This is a genomic window from Arthrobacter sp. NPDC058288 (assembly GCF_042880995.1).
Lineage (GTDB): Bacteria > Actinomycetota > Actinomycetes > Actinomycetales > Micrococcaceae > Arthrobacter.
Genome location: NZ_JBHVYH010000001.1, coordinates 382,869 through 400,613, shown reverse-complemented (window position 1 = coordinate 400,613; position 17,745 = coordinate 382,869). Strand labels below are relative to the sequence as shown.

Here is a 17,745-nt window from a genome sequence, read left to right as displayed (position 1 = left end):
CGCGAGGTCACCTAGGGAAATATTTCGTCATGAATCGCCGGAAAGCCTTGAAGAAGCCACGTGGCTGTGCATGGTTGGGCTGCTCCAAAGCGCCGGTCCCGAGGGGCTTTTGGGGCGCCGTGGAGGCGGCCGCGGCGTCGGCCTCTCCGGCGCCTTCGACAGCGGCGTCGGCGTCGCGGGGCGCGGCGCCGGCCTCTCCGGCAGCCTCTCCGCCGGGCGCGGCAGCGGCGTCGTAGCGGTCCAGCGCGATCTCGGCCATCAGCCGGGACGGCAGCAGCGGCTCCGTGACGACGTCGGCTTCGGCCTTGGCCAGCTGGTCGTGGAAAAACCCGTGGGCCAGCAGGTAGGAGGCGATGATGACCCGCCCCTGCCCCTCCCCGCCGGGGTATTCGGCACGAAGGGAGGCGACGGCGTCGGGCACCGACGGTGTGGCAGCCGCACCGTAGGCGGGAACGATCCTGTTGCCGCGCAGCGCCCTGAGGTGTTCGGCGAGTTCCTCGACGCTGACGGAGGCCTTGGGGTTGGTGGAACCCGCGGCTGCCAGCACCACGGCGTCGTGCTCGGTGGCCCCGGCTTCGCGCAGGCGCTGGTCGAGGATCTCCGCCAGCCGGGGATCCGGCCCGAGCGGTTCCGACGCGCTGCTGCCGGCCCTGCCCCGCGCCGCTTTCGCGATGTCCACCTTGGTGTGGAAGCCCACGCTGAGCAGCAGCGGGACGATGACGGCCGGTTCGCCTTCCGGCAGCCCGGCCATGACGTCCACCAGGTCGGGGTCCTGGACATCCACGTACGCTTCCCGGACATCCAGGCCGGGGCGCAGCTCAGCGATGTCGGCTCGGAGGCCGTTGACCTCGGCCGCGCCCAGCGGGCTGGACGTTCCGTGGGCACACGCGATCATGATCGGGCTATTCATAGGGGCTAGCGTAACGTTGGAGCAGCCCCATCCGCCCCTTCCACACTGACCGGGACGCCCATTGACCATCTCATTCGACGCGGTTCAGGTATGGCTGGATCTCGCCGGCATCTTCTTCTTTGCAGTCTCCGGGTCCCTGCTGGCGGCGCGGAAGCAGTTCGACATCCTCGGTTCCCTGTTGCTCGCGTCCCTGGTGTCCCTGGGCGGCGGTGTCATCCGCGACATCATCCTCAACAGCGGCCCTCCCGCGGCGTTCACCAACCCGGCCTACCTCGCTCCCCCGCTGCTGGCCACCGTCCTGGTGTACTTCCTGTTTTCCAGCGTCCAGCGCTACACGTCGCTGCTCATCCTGTTCGACGCCGGCGGGCTCGCATTGTTCTGCATCACCGGTACGCTCAAGGCGCTGACTGCCGGAATGAACCCGGTGGCGGCGGTGCTGCTGGGGGTCACGACGGCGGTGGGCGGCGGCCTCCTGCGCGATATCACGGCCAATGAGGTGCCCCAGCTCTTTGACCCGAAGGACATCTACGCCCTCCCCGCGTTTACCGGGGCGGCGCTGACCACCGTCCTGTGGGTTTCCGGTTCCTTCAACGCGATCACCGCGGGAGCTGTTGCCGCCGTCGTATTCGCCTTCCGGGTGACGGCCTGGCGCCGTTCCTGGTACGTTCCGCTGGCCGTCCGGGGGTGGCACCGGCTGGGTCTGGGGACGGCGGAAAACGTGGGCCGCGATTAGCTAGGATAAGAACCATGACTGACATGTTCCTCGAGAAGTTCCGCGCGCTTGTTCCGAAGTATCTCGAAGACGAATGGCAGGAAGAGGACGGGCTGTCCCCCGAAGAACTCGACGAGGCCCTGTCCGAGCACCAGTTCCAGATCCCGCTGGTCCTGCGCGAGTTCTACCTGGCGTTGGGTGGCTGCGAGGACCTCATGGAGGCGTACCACTACTTCTGGGACCCCGAGGAACTCGAAGTTGATGACGAAGGCTTCCTGATGTTCCTTGAGGACGAGGAAGAACAGTTCACCTGGGGTTTCCGCGTGGGCGATCTCGGCGTCCCGGACCCCATTGTGTACCGCCGCAACAACGCCCGGGGCCAGTGGAAGAGCGAAGAAGGCACGTTCTCCGAGTTCGTGTTTGACATGTTTGAGTGGGCGTTCAACGACGAAGAGGACTAGGGTCCCTGGCTCCGCCGCTTTGGTGGAGGCCACCGTCGCCGCCGTCGTGACCTTGTTTCAACCCCGGAGACCGGCGCCACGCCGGAAACCGGGCGTGTCCGGCGGCTGGCTGCCGTAAACAAGGTCACGACGGCGTAGCGGCTCACCATGGCGCGAACCCGCCATCGGCGTGAAGGCGCAGTATGGCGCGGATGTCCTCCACCATGGCTTGGGGATTGTGCACCACATCGTCGTAGTAGTAGCGGAGCGTCAGGCGGCCGCCCAGGATGCTGGACCTGCTCCGGCGATTGTCCTTCTTGATCTGTCGAGGTTCAAAATGGGACGCTCCGTCGAGTTCCACCACCAGCCAATCGTCCACGAGGCAGTCGACTTCACCCACGCCGGGCAGTTCAACATGCATGCGAATATTGAGGCCTGCACGGACAAAATGCGTGTGGGCCAATATTTCCAGCAGTGAGTCCGCCCTGGGAATCAGGAGATCCAGCACGGCGCGTGCCCTGCCGTTTCGTTTCCCCGGCAGCTTCTTCAGCAGGAACTCGCCCGTGATGTCTCCGCGCTGGGCGGCGCATTGCACCATCACCAACGCATCCAACTCGGGCAGGCACCTCAGCGCATGCAGCAGCACGTCAGCAAGTCCGGCCACCGGCAGCGACGGATGCTTGGGGTGGGTGCAGGGTGAATGATCCACCACACCCGGCTTGGGGACTCCATTCCCGCAGCTCAGGTGAAATGCCTGTGCCGGGTGCAGCGTCCAGAGGTTGTAATGGGCGGCGGCCGAGATACACGTGAGCAGTCCGTTCGACCGAAAAGCGGCCACCACGCCGTCGTCCGCGGTTGCTGTCGAGTAGACGCCTCGCAACGGACGGAACAGCAGGCCCGTTGCCACCGCGGCCTCAAGCTCAACTCTCTGGAAGCCGGAGGCCACCAGTTGGCTGCGTTTGGCCGCACCACCCCGAAGCCGCAGAAATGTGAGGAGGTCCATCAAGCCAGCGTGGGTCGGGCATTCAGGCTGCAACATCCCGCGGCGAGGCTATGTGGACAACCTACAGCCGCCGTGCCGACCCGGTTTCGACGCCAATGGCCTGCAACACGCCGTGGCGGGGGCGCTGTGGTCGAGGAAGCCAGCAATACAAGGTCACGACGGGAGCAGCCAGGCACCCAGTCACCCAGGGTTAGCCACAGAACTGTGACACGCCGATTAACACGACGACTCGCATTCGTGACAAAGCTGTCATAGACTGTTTCACGGATCCACTAAATGCCTCCGGTGGATCTGATGCGAACGGAGAAACGGCCCCGGTTCGATGCAGCGTATGACTCGTATTGCTGCAAAGAACCGGGGCCGTTCCGTTTAAGCCGGCGGCACGCGGCAGGGCAAATTAGCTCGCGCGGTCCACCACTGCCAGGGCAAAGCTGGTGAGCGAGGACTTGACCACGCCGTCGGGCAGCGGCGCCAGTGCGGCGATGGCTTCATCGGCCCAGGCACGCGCCACAACCCACGACTCCGCGGTGACCCGGTGGTCCCGCAGGCCTGCCACGGCGGCAGCGAGTGCCTCATCCGAGGAGAGGTCGCCGTCGATCAGTTTCAAAAGTTCGACGGCGGACTGGTCACCTTCGGCGGCGGCGTTGCGCAGGAGCAGGACCGGCAGCGTGGGCACGCCTTCGCGCAGGTCCGTGCCCGGGGACTTGCCGGACTTGACCTTGATTCCGGTGACATCGATGACGTCGTCGGCCAGCTGGAAGGCCACGCCGATCTTCTCGCCGTACTCCACCAGGAGCGGCTCGTAGGCTTCATCGGCGCCGGAGAAGATGGCGCCGAGCTGGCCGGAAGCGGCCACCAGGGAACCGGTCTTGTCCGCGATGACGGACAGGTAGTGCTCCACGGGGTCTTCGTCGGGGCGCGGTCCCACGGTTTCGTGCAGCTGGCCCAGGCAGAGCCGTTCGAAGGTGCGGGCCTGGATTCCCAGCGCACGGGAGCCGAGTTCGGACACGAGGATGGATGCGCGGGCAAAGATCAGGTCTCCGGTGAGCACGGCCACCGAGTTGCCCCAGACCTCGTGCGCGGTGGGGGCGCCGCGGCGGAACGGGGCCGAGTCCATGACGTCGTCGTGGTAAAGCGTGGCGAGGTGGGTGAGCTCAACCACCACGGCAGCCTGCACCACGGCCGGACGCGAGGCGTCACCGAGGTGGGCGCAGAGCAGGGCCAGCAACGGGCGGATCCGCTTCCCGCCGGCTTCCACCAGGTGGCGCGACGTCGCGTCAGCCAGCGGATCGGAGTTGGCAATGGCCTCGCGGAGCTTCTTTTCCACCCGGGCAAGGTTGGTGGTGATGGCGGGGCCCAGCTCGGGATCGTCCGCAATAGCGGCAAATCCGGCCGGCAGCTGGAGTCCCGTGGCGATGGCGGTGGTGCTGGGCTCGGGTTCCTTGGCGTCCGGCAGGCCGTGTCCGGCGTGGGTCCAGCTGTGCTTGGCAGAGTTCGTCACGGGTTAACCCTAACTTTTTGGTGCGGAAACCGCGGAGGTGTAGCTGGACGGGGACAGGGAGGTGTTGGAGGTGGCAGGCACCAGGGCCTCCAGGAGCCTGATCACCCTGTCCTCGAATCCCTTGGCTGATTCATCCGTGACGTTGGCCATCAGCCGGACTACGAACTTCATGAGCGCGGGCAACGGCATGCCGGTGCGGAGCGCGAGCTTCATCACGGACGGCTTGCCGATCACCGAGGCGAAGGCGCGGCCCAGGGTGAAATGGCTCCCCCACTGGCCGCGCACATAGTCCGCGTACCCCTTGAAGTGGAGGTCGGCGTCGTCGTGCGTCCATTTGGCGTAGCGGCTCTGCCAGGTGCTGGCGTCGATGATGTATTCGGCCGCAAAGCGGGCGGATTCCATGGCGTAGGAGATGCCCTCGCCATTGAACGGCGACACCATGCCGCCGGCATCGCCCAGGAGCAGCAGGCCAGGGTAGTAGTGCGGGGTGCGGTTGAAGCCCATGGGCAGCGCGGCGCCGCGGATCTCGCCCACCTGGTTCTCGGGTGTGAAGCCCCATTCGGCGGGCATGCCGGCGGTCCACTCGCGGAGGACCTGCTTGTAGTCGAGCTTGCCGAATTCCTTGGAGGAGTTCAGGATGCCCAGGCCCACGTTGGAGGTGCCGTCACCCACGCCGAAGACCCAGCCGTAGCCCGGGAGCAGTTCGCCGTTGCGGCCGGGGAGCTCCAGCCAGCCTTCCATCCAGTCGTCGTCGTGGCGCGGGCTGGTGAAGTAGGTGCGCACGGCGACACCGAGCGGGCGGTCGTCGCGCTTCTGGATGCCGACGGACACGGCGGTCCGGGATGAGTTTCCGTCTGCTGCCAGCACGACGTCGGCAAGGAAGTCGCGCGTCTCCCCCGTCTTGCGTCCGGACTCGTCAAGCAGTGCCGCGCGGGCACCGATCACGCGGCCGTCCGGGGCGCGCAGGGCTTCAGTGACGCTGTGCCCTTCGAGGATGGTGGCGCCGGCGGCCTCGGCGTGACGGGCCAGCTCCTCGTCGAAGCCCAGGCGGGTGCGGATCAGGCCATATGTGGGGAAGTCGGAGACTTCCGGCCAGGGCAGCTCGATGGTTCGGCCGCCGGCGATCAGGCGGAGGCCCTTGTTGCGCCGCCAGCCGGCCTCTTCGGAGTGCGGGAGGCCGAGCTTCTGGATCTCGCGGACGGCGCGCGGAGTGAGGCCGTCGCCGCAGACCTTCTCGCGCGGGAACCGGGTTTTCTCCAGCACCGTGACGGGAATGCCGGCCTTGGCGAGGTAGTAGGCGGCAGTGGACCCTGCAGGGCCGGCGCCGACGATCAGTACGTTCACGGCAGTGTCGGCTAGCTCGCCGGCCGGGTGATGTTGCGGCGGAGCTTCGCCACGGGGCCGGTGTGGTTGGCGATGGCCGCGGCGCTGCCGGACAACGGCTTGTGCGCACGGTGGACGGCCACGATGCCGCCGCTGAGGTTGCGGTAGGTGACCTTTTCCCAGCCGGATTCCTGCAGCCAGCCGGCCAGGTGGTCCTGGTCCGGCCAGGCGCGGATGGACTCGGCGAGGTAGACATATGCGTCCGGGTTGGACGAGACCTTCACGGCGATGGCCGGCAGGGCGCGCATCAGGTATTCGGTGTACATGGTGCGCCACAGCGGCACTACCGGCTGGGAGAACTCCGCGATCACCAGCTTGCCGCCGGGCTTGGTGACGCGCAGCATTTCCGCCAGGGCCTTCTTGGGCTCGTTGACGTTGCGGAGCCCGAAGGAGATGGTGGTGGCGTCGAAGCTGTTGTCCGCGAACGGCAGGCGCGTGGCGTCACCGGCGATGAAGTTGATATCCGGGCGGCGGCGCTTGCCCACCTTGAGCATCCCGAGGGAGAAGTCGCAGGCGATGACGTCGATTCCCGCATCCGCGTAGGGCTCGCTGGAGGTGCCCGTTCCCGCGGCAAGGTCCAGCACGCGCTGGCCGGCCTTCACATCCATTGCTTCGACGACTACCCGGCGCCAGCGGCGCGTCTGTCCCATGGACAGGACATCGTTCACGACGTCGTATTTGGGGGCGACGTCGTCAAACATCGTGGCTACTTCGTCCGGACGCTTATCCAAGGATGCTCGGTTCACCATGACATTGTCTCAAATGTTGGGCTGACCCACGAACCACGGCGATTCTTTGGGCTGTGGGCTGAAAGCTGCGCGGTGGCCTTCGCCCCGACAGGGCGCCGGCCGGACTCGGGAGTACTGTTATCTCATCATGACGAGTACGTTCCGCACCTTGACAGTCCCTCTGGATGGAAGATCATTCTCCGGGGGGCTGCCGTCATTTCTGGTCCGGGACGATGTCCTCTGCTGGACCCGCCGCGAGGCCGGCCTGGTGGGCTTCGGCGAGATCGCCCGCTTCACCGCCACAGGGCCCGAGCGTTTCCTGGAGGCCGACATTTGGTGGCGGCACCTGGTCCTCGAGGCGGACGTCACCGACTCCGTGGAATGCCCCGGCACCGGTCCGGTGGCCTTCGGCTCCTTCGCGTTCTCCAAGGTGTCCACGCACCGTTCACGGCTGATCGTTCCCGAGATTGTCGTGGGGGTCAGGGACGGCCGCGCCTGGCTCACCCAATTAACGTTCGACGACGGCGAACTCACCGAGGCGGGCGCCCTCGCCGCCCTGGAGCGCTGGCTCGAGGCAGACCCCCTGGACTCCGAATCTTCGGACCCCGAACTGCGGGAAACCGGGCTGCCGGACACCGGCTTGGCGGGCTCCGCCGTCGGACTGGCCCCGAACGGGCCGCCCCGTGGCGACCGTCCCGGCGGCGGCATAACCGCAAACCCGGGTGCCGACGTCGTACCTAAACTCGAAACCGGATCGCTCAGCGAGCATGACTGGATGGCCGCGGTGGCGGCAGGTGTCGCGGAAATCCGCACCGGCAAGCTGGAGAAGCTGGTGCTGGCCCGGGACATCGTGGCCACCATTCCGGAGGGTGTGAACGCGGCGGAGATCCTGCGCCAGCTGGCTGTCCGGTACCGCGAATGCTGGACCTACGGCGTGGACGGCCTGGTGGGGTCGACTCCGGAAATGCTGATCCAGGTGGAGGGGCGGACTGCCCAGGCGCGGGTCCTGGCCGGAACCCTGGACCGGCGCGACGCCGAAGGGATGGACGGCTCGCCGCTCGAATTTGCCGAGCGCGTGCTGGCGGGATCCGAGAAGCAGCGGCATGAGCACGAGATTGCCATCCAGTCGCTCACCACCCAGCTGGCGCCTTTCTCCGAGGCCATGAACGCGCACAGCGAACCGTTCATCCTGGAGCTGCCGAACGTGTGGCATCTGGCGTCCGATGTGAAGGCCGAACTGACCGAGGTGGAGGGGCACGTGCCGACGTGCCTGGCGCTGATCAACGCGCTGCATCCCACAGCAGCGGTCTGCGGCACGCCCACCACCGTGGCCGGTGCACTGATCCGCAAGCTGGAACACATGGACCGCGGACCGTACGCCGGCCCCGTGGGCTGGCTGGATGCGGCGGGGAACGGCGAATGGGGCATCGCGCTGCGCGGCGCCGTCGTCGAGGCGCCGGACACGGTGCGGCTCTACGCGGGCTGCGGCATCGTGGAGGGCTCGCATCCCGAAGCCGAACTCGCGGAGACCTGGGCCAAGTTCCGGCCAATGCTCGAGTCGCTGGGGATCAAAAGCTGACTTCAACGCCGCCGGGGACCCAACTGACTGGCAGTTAACGTCGCGAAACAGCGTTTTCAGGACGTTAACTGCCAGCCAGTTGGGGTGAGGGAACGCCAGCGGGTAGCCAGCCGGGCCGAGAGTCCGGGATTTCAGACAATGCTCCGGTGCGGGGTCTTGCGCTAGCCTCGATATTAGTTATCCAATAGTGAAACTAAGTTTTCTGTGATGCACATCTCAGGTTCGGCGATACACTATAAGCCGTTTTAGTCACGCATACCCCTGCAACAAAAGGTAAGAAACTATGCAGCTCATGTCCTCCGCCACGGCAAAGCTGGCCGCCAAGGCAGCCGCAATCCTCGCCGTCGGCGCCCTCTCCCTCACGGCCTGCGGCGGCAGCTCCACCCCCGCCGCGTCCTCCGCGGGCGGCGTCCAGCTCATCAACGCCGGCAAGCTGACCGTTTGCTCCGACGTCCCCTACGAGCCGTTCGAGTTCCAGAAGGACGGCAAGATTGTCGGCTTCGACATGGACATCGCCGCCGAGGTCGCCAAGGACCTGAAGGCCGAGCTCAGCGTGGTGGACAGCTCCTTCGAGGCCATCGAGACCGGCACAGCGCTCACCGGCTGCGACGTTTCCATCTCCTCGGTCTCCATCACGGACACCCGCAAGGCCGTCATGGACTTCTCCGACCCGTACCTCAACGACGATCTGACCCTGGTGGCCACTGAGGCTTCAGGTATCACGAACATCGACGGCGCCAAAGGCAAGAAGGTGGGTGTGCAGCAGGCCACCACCGGCGCCCAGTACGCCAAGGACAAGGGCATCGACGCGCAGCAGTTTGAAGACACCGGACTCCTGGTCCAGGCACTCAAGGCCGGCACCATCGACGCCGCCCTGGGCAACCAGTCCGTGCTTGGCTACGCCATCAAGGATGACTCCAAATTCAAGCGCGTGGAGAACTACGCAACGGGCGAGAAGCTGGGCATCGCCATCAAGAAGGGCAACACCGCCATGGCTGACCAGGTCAACTCCACCCTCAAGCGCCTGACCGACGACGGCTCCCTGAAGAAGTACGAGACCACCTGGTTCGGCGAAGCCGCCAAGTAGCCCACGCTCCAGAGACCTACGCAGCCGGGGCCCCGTCCAGCATCTGTTCATCAGCCTGCACGGGGCCCTCACTGCGCAAACGAATGTGAGAACACCATGGCAATGACCGCACGTCAACGAGCCAAAGTCAGCCTGTACGTACAGGCCGGAATCTTCGTTGTGGCTGTGGCCGCGCTGGTTCTGGCCACGGACTGGAAGACCATCGGCACCAGCGTCTTCAACTTCGCCAAGATCGGCCCGATGTTCCCGGACATCTTCTTCTCCGGCCTCAAGAACACCCTCATCTACACGGCCCTCGGTTTCATTGTGGGCCTGTCCGGCGGGTTGCTGCTGGCACTTATGAAGCTCTCCAGCTTCCCGCTCTACCGCTGGCTCGCCACGGGCTACATCGAGTTCTTCCGCGGCATTCCCGCCCTGCTGGTGTTCATCGCCTTCGGCTACGGTGTTCCGCTCGCGTTCGGCGTGCAGTGGAATGTCACCATTGTCGTGATGATTTCCTTGGGCATGGTGGCCGCGGCCTACATCGCCGAAACGCTCCGAGCCGGCCTGCAGGCGGTGCCCAAGGGCCAGTTGGAAGCCGCCCGGTCGCTCGGCATGCCCCAGTGGCGTGCCATGGTGTCCATCGTGATCCCGCAGGCGTTCCGTATCGTGCTGCCGCCGCTGACCAACGAGGTCATCCTGCTGACCAAGGACTCCTCGCTGATCTACGTGCTGGGCCTCACCGCCTCGCAGTATGAACTCACCAAGTTCGGCCGCGATGGCATCTCCAGCCTCGGCGCAGGGCTCACCCCGCTCCTCGTGGCCGGTGCCTTCTACCTGGTGATCACCATCCCGCTGAGCCTTTTGGCCCGGAAGTTCGAAAGCCGCTCCGCGCGGACGAAGCGATAGGCAGGACAGTCATGAACGACGTCGTACACTCCTCCGGCAGCGCCGGTACCAGCGGATCCGTCCATGCGGCCGGAGTCTCCCTGAAGGACCTCCGCAAGTCCTACGGCTCCAACGAAGTCCTCAAGGGCATCAGCCTCGACGTTGCCCCCGGCGAGGTTGTCTGCCTGATCGGCCCGTCCGGCTCCGGCAAGTCCACCCTGCTGCGGTGCGTGAACCTGCTCGAGCAGCCCAACGAGGGCACTATCCAGGTAGGCGGCTTCGAGGCTACCGACCCGGACGTGGACATCGACAAGATGCGCCGCAAGGTAGGCATGGTGTTCCAGCAGTTCAACCTGTTCCCGCACCTGAACGCCCGGCAGAACTGCACCATCGCCCAGACCAAGGTGCTCAAGCGCGGCCAGGCCGAGGCGGACAAGGTGGCGCAGGCCAACCTGGACCGCGTGGGCCTGGGCCACCTGGCCGACCGCTTCCCGGACCAGCTCTCAGGCGGCCAGCAGCAGCGTGTGGCGATTGCCCGCGCGCTGAGCATGGACCCCGAGCTCATGCTGTTTGATGAGCCCACCTCGGCCCTTGACCCGGAGACGGTGGGCGACGTCCTGTCGGTCATGCGGAACCTGGCCAAGGAGGGAATGACCATGCTGGTGGTGACCCACGAGATGGGCTTCGCCCGCGAAGTGGCCGACCGCGTGGTCTTCATGGACGGTGGCGTTGTGGTCGAGGAAGGCATGGCCGAACAGGTCATCAGCGCCCCCACGCAGTCCCGCACCAAGGAATTCCTCAAGCGCGTCCTGGACCCGACCCACATCGACATCTCGAGCTAGGCTCCTGCTTTCGACGCGTAAGTGCCCGGGCGCTACGCAAATGCCCTGGCGCACCTGCAATTCCGGGTGCGCCAGGGCATTTGCGCGTCACGGGGCATTTCGCGCCTCGAAGTCGGCTGAACGGGCTCGACGGCGGGGCACGCCGCCCGCTGCCAACATGCGTTCCAGCTTGCCGGGTTCCATCAGGTCGGCCCAGTCCCACCGCACCACCTTGAACCCGGCGGCCCGGATCCGGTTCTCACGCCCCTTTTCGTCCACCACCGCCTGGGATGCCGTCCGGCCCATCAGGAACTCCGGCTTGACGTACTTTGCCACGACGTCGAACTCTCCGAGGACCTTTGCCTGCTTCCACGAGAAATCTGCGTAGCCCACCAGGCCGTCGGAGTCGTAGACCGCCTGCTGGAGGACCGGTGGTTCGAAACCTCCCACGTGCATCAGCGAGCGGCTGTAGGACTCCCCCGCCGACCCGGAAAGCGGAGTCGCGAACGACAGCGCCGTGAGGATCCTCGTTTGGGCTGCCCCGGTGTAGTTCGACCCAACACCGGCCGTCAGGTCATCCAAGGTCAGGGCCCGCAACCCGCCGGTGCGGTCCGGCTTGAGCACATGGTCCAAGGGCACAGCAACTTCGGTGAACGGCGTGAACGCGGCAAGATCCAGAACAGTCCGGATGCGGTCCGTGACCAGCAGGCCCTCCCGCCGGACAACTGCCAGGCCTGACGGATCTGCGAAGTAGCGGCGGACACCGGCGCGGGACCGGCCGCCGTCGTTCTTCAACGTCAGTGCCTGAACGGGATGACGCACGCCCATGGTGGGAATCTTCCACACGCTTGCCGCGGAATGCCGAGCGAAAACGGTGGGGCTGTGAAGCGTTTCTCCTGCAGCCTGGACACGGAGCCGGTACTGTTCCCAGGGCATCAGTTCCCGCCAGGCCGGCCCGTCTACGTACACCCCGTGCCGGATTCTCACGAGCGCACCCGACGCTGCCCGCCGGACCAAGTCCTTCGCTGTCAGCCCATGCAGGACGCGGTCGCGGGCGAGGAGCAGCGGCGGGAGATCGTTCATACGTTCACGATGCCAACGGTGCCGCCCAGGTGACAGCTGCGGGCGCCTGCATGTGGATAAGGCGCCCGTTTTCGACGCACAAGGGCACTTGCGCTACGCAAATGCCCTGGCGCACCAGGAATACGGAGTGCGCCAGGGCATTTGCGCGTCGTCAGGCGTGATGCGCGTCGGGCGGCAGCCGGCGCGACGCCCCGTCAGGCGGCGCGTCGCCCGGCAGCCGGCGCGTCGCGGGTCAGCCTCCTAGAACACCCCGTGCGGCTTCCCCCACCGCGGCTTTGATGCGGGTATGCAGCTCGCGGAGAGTCGCCCGGTCCGTGCGGACTTCAACGATGCTGCGCCCCGACGGCGGCGCGGCGAGCGCGGCGGCGAGTTCCGCCGTCGTACGTACCGAGCAATGTTCGACGCCGTACGCTGCGGCGAGTGCCGCGATGTCGACTTTGTGCGGGGTGCCGAAGAGGCGTTCGACGGCGTTGCCGTAGGCTCCGGATTCCTGCACGGCGCCGTGCTCCAGAAGGTTGAAGATGGCGCCCCCGGCATCGTTCAGGACCACGATGCGCAGCAGCGGGTCGTTCTCGGCGAAGCCCAGGAGGAGGCCGCCGGCGTCGTGCAGGAAGGTGACATCGCCTATGAGCAGCGTGGTCTCCTGCCGGCCGCCCCACGCGATGCCCGTGGCCGTGGAGATCGTGCCGTCGATCCCGGCGAGGCCGCGGTTGGCGAATACGGTGGCGGACGGCTCGGGCGTGGGCTGGCCGGCGAGGTCCACGTCGCGGATGCCGTTGGAGGACCCCAGCATCAGCTGCCCGCGCGCGTGTTTCCACACCAGTGCACCGACGGTCGGTCCGGTCGCGGCCGGTTCCTCGGACAGCACCTGGTCCAGCGCGTGCTGGGCTGCGGCGCCGGCCAGCAGCCAGGCATCCAGCCACGCCGACGGGCCGCGGCCTGAGAAGTCGGCGAGGTCGCTGAGGTTGTCCAGCGGAAGCTCGGTCCGGCGGCCCGGCTCGTACCACGCCACCGGAAGCGGCTGGTAGAGGGCCGAGGGAACGTCGGCGCGGGCCAGCAGCGCGGAAACCGGGCGGGACAGGGTGGGCCGGCCGAACAGGACCACCCGCTCGATCGGCTGGGCGGAATCCGGGCCGAAATGCTCCAGCAGCAGCCGGTACGGCCCCACGGCATTGGGCCCGAAGCGCGAGTTGGAGGACGGCTCGGCCAACAACGGCAGGCCGTGGGCGCGGGCGAAGGCTTCGGCAACGGGGCCGGCGTTGTGCCCTGCCAGCACCACGGTGCGCCGTTCCGCCAGCGTGGCCGGTGCCGGTGGGAGGGTGAGCGGCTCGGGGCCCCGGCCGATCTGCCAGATCCCCGGGCCGGCTGCCTCCGGCAGGTGGTCGCCGGCCGCCGGGACCAGCGGATCGCGGAAGGCCAGGTTCAGCTGCACGGGCCCCGGCGGGGTGTCCTCGAAAACCCCCGTGGCCGCGCTGAGCGCCGTTTCGATCGCACGCTGCGGGTCCGTACCGGCGGGGACGTCGACGGCGAACCGGACGTGTTCGCCGAAGAGGTCCAGTTGGGTTGTGGTCTGGTTCGCGCCGGTTCCACGGAGTTCGTCCGGCCGGTCGGCGGAGAGCACCACCAGCGGAACAGCGGCGTGGTTGGCCTCCATCACGGCGGGCACCAGGTTCCCGACGGCGGTTCCGGACGTGGTGAGCACGGCCACCGGCGCCCCCGTTGACAGGGCGAGGCCCAGGGCAGTGAACCCGGCAGACCGCTCGTCGATCCGGACCAGGAGTTCAACCCGTCCGGCGGCGTCGGCCTCGGCGAGCGCGTAGGCCATGGGCGCGGACCGCGAACCAGGCGAAACCACCACGTACCGGACGCCGCCGTCGAGCAGGGAGGTCACGGCAACCCGCGCGGCCTCGATTGCGGTCAGGGTGCCGGATCCTGGGCTGGCCGGGGCACCCGTGGGGTCACCTTCGGAAAGCGGGGCATCATCGGCGGCGGCGTAGGCGTTGATCGGGTCCAGCGGGTTCTCGGAAGTCACCAATCCAGTCTGCCACCAACCCAACGCTCTCCCACTTCCCGCCGCCTCCACGCCAACGCTCTCCCAAAGCAGCGCCGGGCTCACACGAGTTAGGTAAACTGCAGCAAAGCAGTGATTACCATCCGGAGGATCAGCCCATGAACCGCAAGGCCACCGCACTGGACGTCGCCAAGCTGGCGGGCGTCTCGCGCAGCGCAGTGTCGCTCGTACTGAACGGGCGGGGCGACGGCAATGTGGCCCTCGAAAGTCAGCAGCGTATCCGCGAAGCCGCCGCGGCGCTCAACTACTCCCCCAACAAGATCGCCCTGAGCCTGCGCAACCAGCAGTCACGGGTCATCGGGATCGTGTCGGACCAGGTGGTCACCAGCCCGTTCGACGGCAACATCATCGCGGGAGCGGACGCCGTGGCGCGGTCTCAGGGCTTCGTGACCGTGGTGATGGACACGGAGCTGGACGAATCGCGGGACGAAAGTGCCGTGGAAACCCTGCTGGACCGGCAGGTGGACGGGCTGATGTACGTCACCGTGGGCCTGCGTCCGCTGCACGTGCCGCCGAACATGGCCCGGGTCCCGTCGATCCTGGCCAACTGCTTCGACGACCGTCCGGACGCCGGGCTGCCGGCCGTTATCCCGGACGAGGTCCGCGGTGGGCGTGAAGCCGCCAAGCACGTGATGTCGCTGGGCCACCGGGACATCGCCTTCCTCGCCGGCGACTCCCTGACCCCCGCGGCGCCGCGCCGGATTGAGGGCTACCGCGAAGCCTTTACCGGCGCGGGCCTGTCCGTCAACGAAGACCGCGTCCTCCAGGTCGGCTGGGACATCGACGCCGGTTTCCACGGCGCCATGAAACTCCTCGACGGCGTGGAACCGGCCGGCCGCCCCACCGCGATCCTGTGCGCCAACGACCGCCTGGCCATCGGCGTCGTACTGGCCTGCTACCGGCTGGGGCTCAGCGTCCCGCAGGACGTGTCGGTCATGGGCTACGACGACGAATTCCGCATCGCCAGGAACATGGTCCCCGCGCTCAGTACCATGGCCCTTCCGCTGCGGGAGATGGGCGCAGCCGCTATGACGGCGCTGCTCACCGACGTGGGGTCAGCCCCCACCGGAAAGCACGACGACGACGGCCCGGGTGCCAGCAACGGCTCCGGTTCCAGTGCTGGAACCGGAGCCGCTGCCAGCGAGGTGACGATGGTTCCGTGCCGGCTGGTGGTCCGGGATTCCACCGGTCCTGTGCCGGCCGGGCGCTAGGACGGCTGCCCGAGTTCCCAGACCTCGGCGGTGGCACCGGCGGGAAGCAGCAACTGCCACTCTTCACCGGCAGCCGGGTAGGCACGCAGCGTTGTGGCCACCGAGCCGGCCCGGTACACCTCCACCAGCGAGGCATCCACGAAGACACGCAGTTCCTCCCCCGGCTCGATGGTTCCGCTGAACACGGTCTGCCGCGCACCGTCACCCACGAGCACGAGTTCGACGGCGGTGTCCCCGCCGCCGGCATCGGTCCCGCCGCCGGCATCGGTCCCGCCGCCGGCGGTCACCAGGGCCTCGGCAAACGGCGGCAGCTGAACGGTCCCTGCGGCCTGGCTGGCCGCAAGCCTTCCCCGGTACGCATCGATTTCGGGGGCGGGACTCACCGCCAGGGCACCGTCAACCACCGACAGCTCACGCGGGAAGGTCAGCACCCCGGCCCAGCCGGCGGTGTCGATTTCGTCCTGGCTGCGGCCGCGCCGTCCGTCACGGCCCGGACCCTCGTTGGCCCAGCCCCACAGCAGGGCCCGGTCCTCCAAGGCCGCCACCTGCGGAGCGTAGAAGTCGCGTCCATGGTCCGACTTGCCGCCGCCGCGGGGCGTGAACACGGGCAGCCCGGTTTCAGGGTGCTCAGTCAGCGAACCGATCAGGTGGCCCACGCCGTTGGCGTGCTCGTGCGCGTCGCCGGAGAGCCAGAGCGAGAACATCATCAGCCAGGTCCCGGAATCGCCTGCGGCCGCGGACGCATCCGGCACCCGCACCAGCTGCGGGCACTCCCAGATTTCGGCCGGTGTGAACTCCGAGGCCACCGGGTTCTCCGAGGTCAGCCAGATGCCCTGGTACTTCCAGTCGGACATGTCCTCCACGGTGTACAGGAGCAGAGCGGCATGCCCGTTGGCCAGGCCGGCGCCCTGCATGGCGTACCGCTTCCCGTTGAACCGGAAGATGAACGGGTCCCGCACCGCGGTGACCTGTCCGTCGTCGGGCATCGAAGCCGCCACGTGGCCGGTCTGCTCCCAATGGACCAGGTCCTCCGAGCCACGGGCGATGACCACCTGCGAGTGGCCGCCGTCGCCGCGGACGCCGGAGTACGCGGCGGTGGGAACGCCGCCGTCGTCCGTCACCACACCGGTCCAGCAGCCGTACTCATCCGGCCCGCCGTGCTGCGGGCGGAGCGCTACCGGGTGTTCCTCCCAGCGCACCAGGTCGGCGGAACTGACGTGGCCCCAGGCGATCCGGTGGTGCCGGGCGGAGTCCGGGTTGTACTGGAAGAACACGTGGTACCGGCCGTTGATGAAGCTGACGCCGTTGGGGTCGTTGATCCAGCCCTGCGCGGGACGCGGGTGGAAACGCGGGAAGGCGGGGTCGGGGTGGTGGGCGGCGACGTCGTCGAAACGGACGGCGGCGAGGTCCGGGGAGGGCATGGCGGGGCCTTTCGGTGGGTAGGTTATTTTCCGGTGCCGGCCGTGAGGCCGTCCTGGAGTGCGCGCTGGCCGAACATAAAGACCACCAGCGCCGGAATCATGGATAGGACCACGCCTGCGAGCACCACGGAGATGCTGCCGGTTCCCAGGTTGCCCTGGAGCGAGACGAGTCCCAGCGGGAGCGTGAAGTTTTGCTCGGAGATGGTCAGGATGAGCGGGCGGAAGAATTCGTTCCAGTGGAAGTTGAAGGCGAGGATTCCCACGATCGCCATGCCGGGCATCGCCAGCGGTGCATAGACGGAACGGAACGTACGCCAGGGCGAGGCGCCGTCGATCGAGGCGGCCTCGGCCAGCTCAGCCGGCAGCCCCATGAAGTACTGGCGCATCAGGAAGGTGCCGAACGCCGTCGGAATGGCCGGCAGGATCAGCGCCAGCAGCGTGTCCGAGAGGCCCATGCCGCGGATCAGCATGAAGACGGGAACGATCGTGACCTGCACCGGCACCATCATCGTGGCGAGCACAATCGAGAAGAGTGCGCCGCGGCCGCGGAACTTCAGGTGCGCGAACGCGTAGCCTGCCAGCGCTGCAGAGACCATCTGGCCCACCGCGATCAGCCCGGTCACCAGGGCGCTGTTGAGGACGAGCAGGAAGATATTCAGCTGCTGGAATACTTCGCCGTAGGACGTGAAGTCGGGGTTCCAGGGGATGAACGACGGCGGAAGCTTGAAGGATTCCGACGGCGACCGCAGCGAGGTGGACAGGGTCCACAGCACCGGGCCCAGCGTCAGGGCTGCCGCGAGGAGCAGCAGGACGATGCGGATGGCGAAGGCCCCGTTGAACCGGCGCCGGTTGGGTGACGTTTCCGGGAGGCCTTCGGACAGTCGGGGGGAATGTCCGGCCAGGCCGTGGTCTGTTGTGGTTGTCATGG

General features: G+C 67.3%; 16 protein-coding genes. 7 read left to right on the top strand and 9 right to left on the bottom strand.

Going from position 1 to position 17,745, the window contains the following annotated elements; genetic code table 11:
* Nucleotides 1–7: 7 nt before the first annotated feature.
* The gene (locus tag ACFVWT_RS01825) at nucleotides 8–910 is read right to left on the bottom strand and encodes a sirohydrochlorin chelatase (protein WP_390244718.1); all 903 of its coding nucleotides are present in this window, start codon (nucleotides 908–910) and stop codon (nucleotides 8–10) included.
* A 61-nt stretch (nucleotides 911–971) separates the two neighbouring features.
* Here ACFVWT_RS01825 and ACFVWT_RS01820 point away from each other — a divergent pair, with 61 nt between their 5' ends.
* Together ACFVWT_RS01820 and ACFVWT_RS01815 are read left to right on the top strand one after the other, a co-directional pair.
* Complete coding sequence (locus ACFVWT_RS01820) at nucleotides 972–1,643, top strand: trimeric intracellular cation channel family protein (protein ID WP_390244716.1); 672 nt, start codon at nucleotides 972–974, stop codon at nucleotides 1,641–1,643.
* 14 nt (nucleotides 1,644–1,657) lie between these two features.
* Nucleotides 1,658–2,083, top strand: a complete 426-nt coding sequence (locus ACFVWT_RS01815; protein ID WP_043484916.1) for a hypothetical protein — start codon at nucleotides 1,658–1,660, stop codon at nucleotides 2,081–2,083.
* A 142-nt stretch (nucleotides 2,084–2,225) separates the two neighbouring features.
* Here ACFVWT_RS01815 and ACFVWT_RS01810 read toward each other — a convergent pair whose 3' ends face one another.
* From ACFVWT_RS01810 to ACFVWT_RS01795, 4 genes are all read right to left on the bottom strand, one after another.
* Entirely contained in the window at nucleotides 2,226–3,065 is an 840-nt protein-coding gene (locus tag ACFVWT_RS01810; protein WP_390244714.1) for an endonuclease domain-containing protein, read from the bottom strand.
* Nucleotides 3,066–3,462: 397 nt separating this feature from the next.
* Nucleotides 3,463–4,566, bottom strand: coding sequence for a polyprenyl synthetase family protein (locus tag ACFVWT_RS01805; protein ID WP_390244712.1), 1,104 nt, complete (start codon nucleotides 4,564–4,566; stop codon nucleotides 3,463–3,465).
* 9 nt (nucleotides 4,567–4,575) lie between these two features.
* On the bottom strand, nucleotides 4,576–5,910 hold the full coding sequence (locus tag ACFVWT_RS01800) for a geranylgeranyl reductase family protein (protein ID WP_390244710.1): 1,335 nt from the start codon (nucleotides 5,908–5,910) through the stop codon (nucleotides 4,576–4,578).
* Nucleotides 5,911–5,921: 11 nt separating this feature from the next.
* Nucleotides 5,922–6,695, bottom strand: coding sequence for a demethylmenaquinone methyltransferase (locus tag ACFVWT_RS01795; protein ID WP_390244708.1), 774 nt, complete (start codon nucleotides 6,693–6,695; stop codon nucleotides 5,922–5,924).
* A 130-nt stretch (nucleotides 6,696–6,825) separates the two neighbouring features.
* On the opposite strand from ACFVWT_RS01795, the gene ACFVWT_RS01790 reads away from it, so the two are divergent.
* The 4 genes from ACFVWT_RS01790 (at nucleotide 6,826) to ACFVWT_RS01775 (ending at nucleotide 11,052) form a co-directional block, all read left to right on the top strand.
* Nucleotides 6,826–8,256, top strand: coding sequence for an isochorismate synthase MenF (locus tag ACFVWT_RS01790; RefSeq protein ID WP_390244706.1), 1,431 nt, complete (start codon nucleotides 6,826–6,828; stop codon nucleotides 8,254–8,256).
* A gap of 283 nt (nucleotides 8,257–8,539) precedes the next feature.
* A complete protein-coding gene (locus ACFVWT_RS01785) occupies nucleotides 8,540–9,343 on the top strand; it encodes an ABC transporter substrate-binding protein (RefSeq protein WP_390244704.1) in 804 nt (267 codons plus the stop codon).
* A gap of 96 nt (nucleotides 9,344–9,439) precedes the next feature.
* Nucleotides 9,440–10,231 (top strand): amino acid ABC transporter permease, encoded by a 792-nt coding sequence (locus tag ACFVWT_RS01780; RefSeq protein WP_011692964.1) that lies wholly within the window; start codon nucleotides 9,440–9,442, stop codon nucleotides 10,229–10,231.
* 11 nt (nucleotides 10,232–10,242) lie between these two features.
* Nucleotides 10,243–11,052 (top strand): amino acid ABC transporter ATP-binding protein, encoded by an 810-nt coding sequence (locus ACFVWT_RS01775; protein WP_390244702.1) that lies wholly within the window; start codon nucleotides 10,243–10,245, stop codon nucleotides 11,050–11,052.
* A gap of 87 nt (nucleotides 11,053–11,139) precedes the next feature.
* On the opposite strand, the gene ACFVWT_RS01770 is transcribed toward ACFVWT_RS01775, so the two are convergent.
* Together ACFVWT_RS01770 and menD are read right to left on the bottom strand one after the other, a co-directional pair.
* Nucleotides 11,140–12,114, bottom strand: a complete 975-nt coding sequence (locus tag ACFVWT_RS01770; protein ID WP_390244700.1) for a hypothetical protein — start codon at nucleotides 12,112–12,114, stop codon at nucleotides 11,140–11,142.
* Between the two features lie 232 nt (nucleotides 12,115–12,346).
* Nucleotides 12,347–14,146 carry a 2-succinyl-5-enolpyruvyl-6-hydroxy-3-cyclohexene-1-carboxylic-acid synthase gene (gene menD, locus ACFVWT_RS01765; protein ID WP_390244698.1) on the bottom strand — a complete coding sequence of 600 codons (1,800 nt, stop codon included), beginning with the start codon at nucleotides 14,144–14,146 and terminating at the stop codon, nucleotides 12,347–12,349.
* A gap of 137 nt (nucleotides 14,147–14,283) precedes the next feature.
* On the opposite strand from menD, the gene ACFVWT_RS01760 reads away from it, so the two are divergent.
* Nucleotides 14,284–15,396, top strand: a complete 1,113-nt coding sequence (locus ACFVWT_RS01760) for a LacI family DNA-binding transcriptional regulator (protein WP_390244696.1) — start codon at nucleotides 14,284–14,286, stop codon at nucleotides 15,394–15,396.
* On the opposite strand, the gene ACFVWT_RS01755 is transcribed toward ACFVWT_RS01760, so the two are convergent.
* On the bottom strand, nucleotides 15,393–16,817 hold the full coding sequence (locus ACFVWT_RS01755; RefSeq protein ID WP_390244694.1) for a glycoside hydrolase family 32 protein: 1,425 nt from the start codon (nucleotides 16,815–16,817) through the stop codon (nucleotides 15,393–15,395). The two genes, ACFVWT_RS01760 and ACFVWT_RS01755, sit on opposite strands and share 4 nt — an antisense overlap.
* 23 nt (nucleotides 16,818–16,840) lie before the next feature.
* Nucleotides 16,841–17,743: a carbohydrate ABC transporter permease gene (locus ACFVWT_RS01750; protein ID WP_390244692.1), complete on the bottom strand. Its 903-nt coding sequence runs from the start codon at nucleotides 17,741–17,743 to the stop codon at nucleotides 16,841–16,843.
* Between the last annotated feature and the right edge of the window lie 2 nt (nucleotides 17,744–17,745).

Excerpts from the sequence above, each read along its gene's own strand:
- ACFVWT_RS01785 (WP_390244704.1), top strand. The coding sequence starts at position 8,540 with ATGCAGCTCATGTCCTCCGCCACGGCAAAGCTGGCCGCCAAGGCAGCC.
- ACFVWT_RS01825 (WP_390244718.1), bottom strand. The coding sequence starts at position 910 with ATGAATAGCCCGATCATGATCGCGTGTGCCCACGGAACGTCCAGCCCG.
- ACFVWT_RS01755 (WP_390244694.1), bottom strand. The coding sequence starts at position 16,817 with ATGCCCTCCCCGGACCTCGCCGCCGTCCGTTTCGACGACGTCGCCGCC.
- ACFVWT_RS01815 (WP_043484916.1), top strand. The coding sequence starts at position 1,658 with ATGACTGACATGTTCCTCGAGAAGTTCCGCGCGCTTGTTCCGAAGTAT.
- ACFVWT_RS01775 (WP_390244702.1), top strand. The coding sequence starts at position 10,243 with ATGAACGACGTCGTACACTCCTCCGGCAGCGCCGGTACCAGCGGATCC.
- ACFVWT_RS01760 (WP_390244696.1), top strand. The coding sequence starts at position 14,284 with ATGAACCGCAAGGCCACCGCACTGGACGTCGCCAAGCTGGCGGGCGTC.
- ACFVWT_RS01750 (WP_390244692.1), bottom strand. The coding sequence starts at position 17,743 with ATGACAACCACAACAGACCACGGCCTGGCCGGACATTCCCCCCGACTG.
- ACFVWT_RS01770 (WP_390244700.1), bottom strand. The coding sequence starts at position 12,114 with ATGAACGATCTCCCGCCGCTGCTCCTCGCCCGCGACCGCGTCCTGCAT.
- ACFVWT_RS01780 (WP_011692964.1), top strand. The coding sequence starts at position 9,440 with ATGGCAATGACCGCACGTCAACGAGCCAAAGTCAGCCTGTACGTACAG.
- ACFVWT_RS01790 (WP_390244706.1), top strand. The coding sequence starts at position 6,826 with ATGACGAGTACGTTCCGCACCTTGACAGTCCCTCTGGATGGAAGATCA.
- ACFVWT_RS01810 (WP_390244714.1), bottom strand. The coding sequence starts at position 3,065 with ATGGACCTCCTCACATTTCTGCGGCTTCGGGGTGGTGCGGCCAAACGC.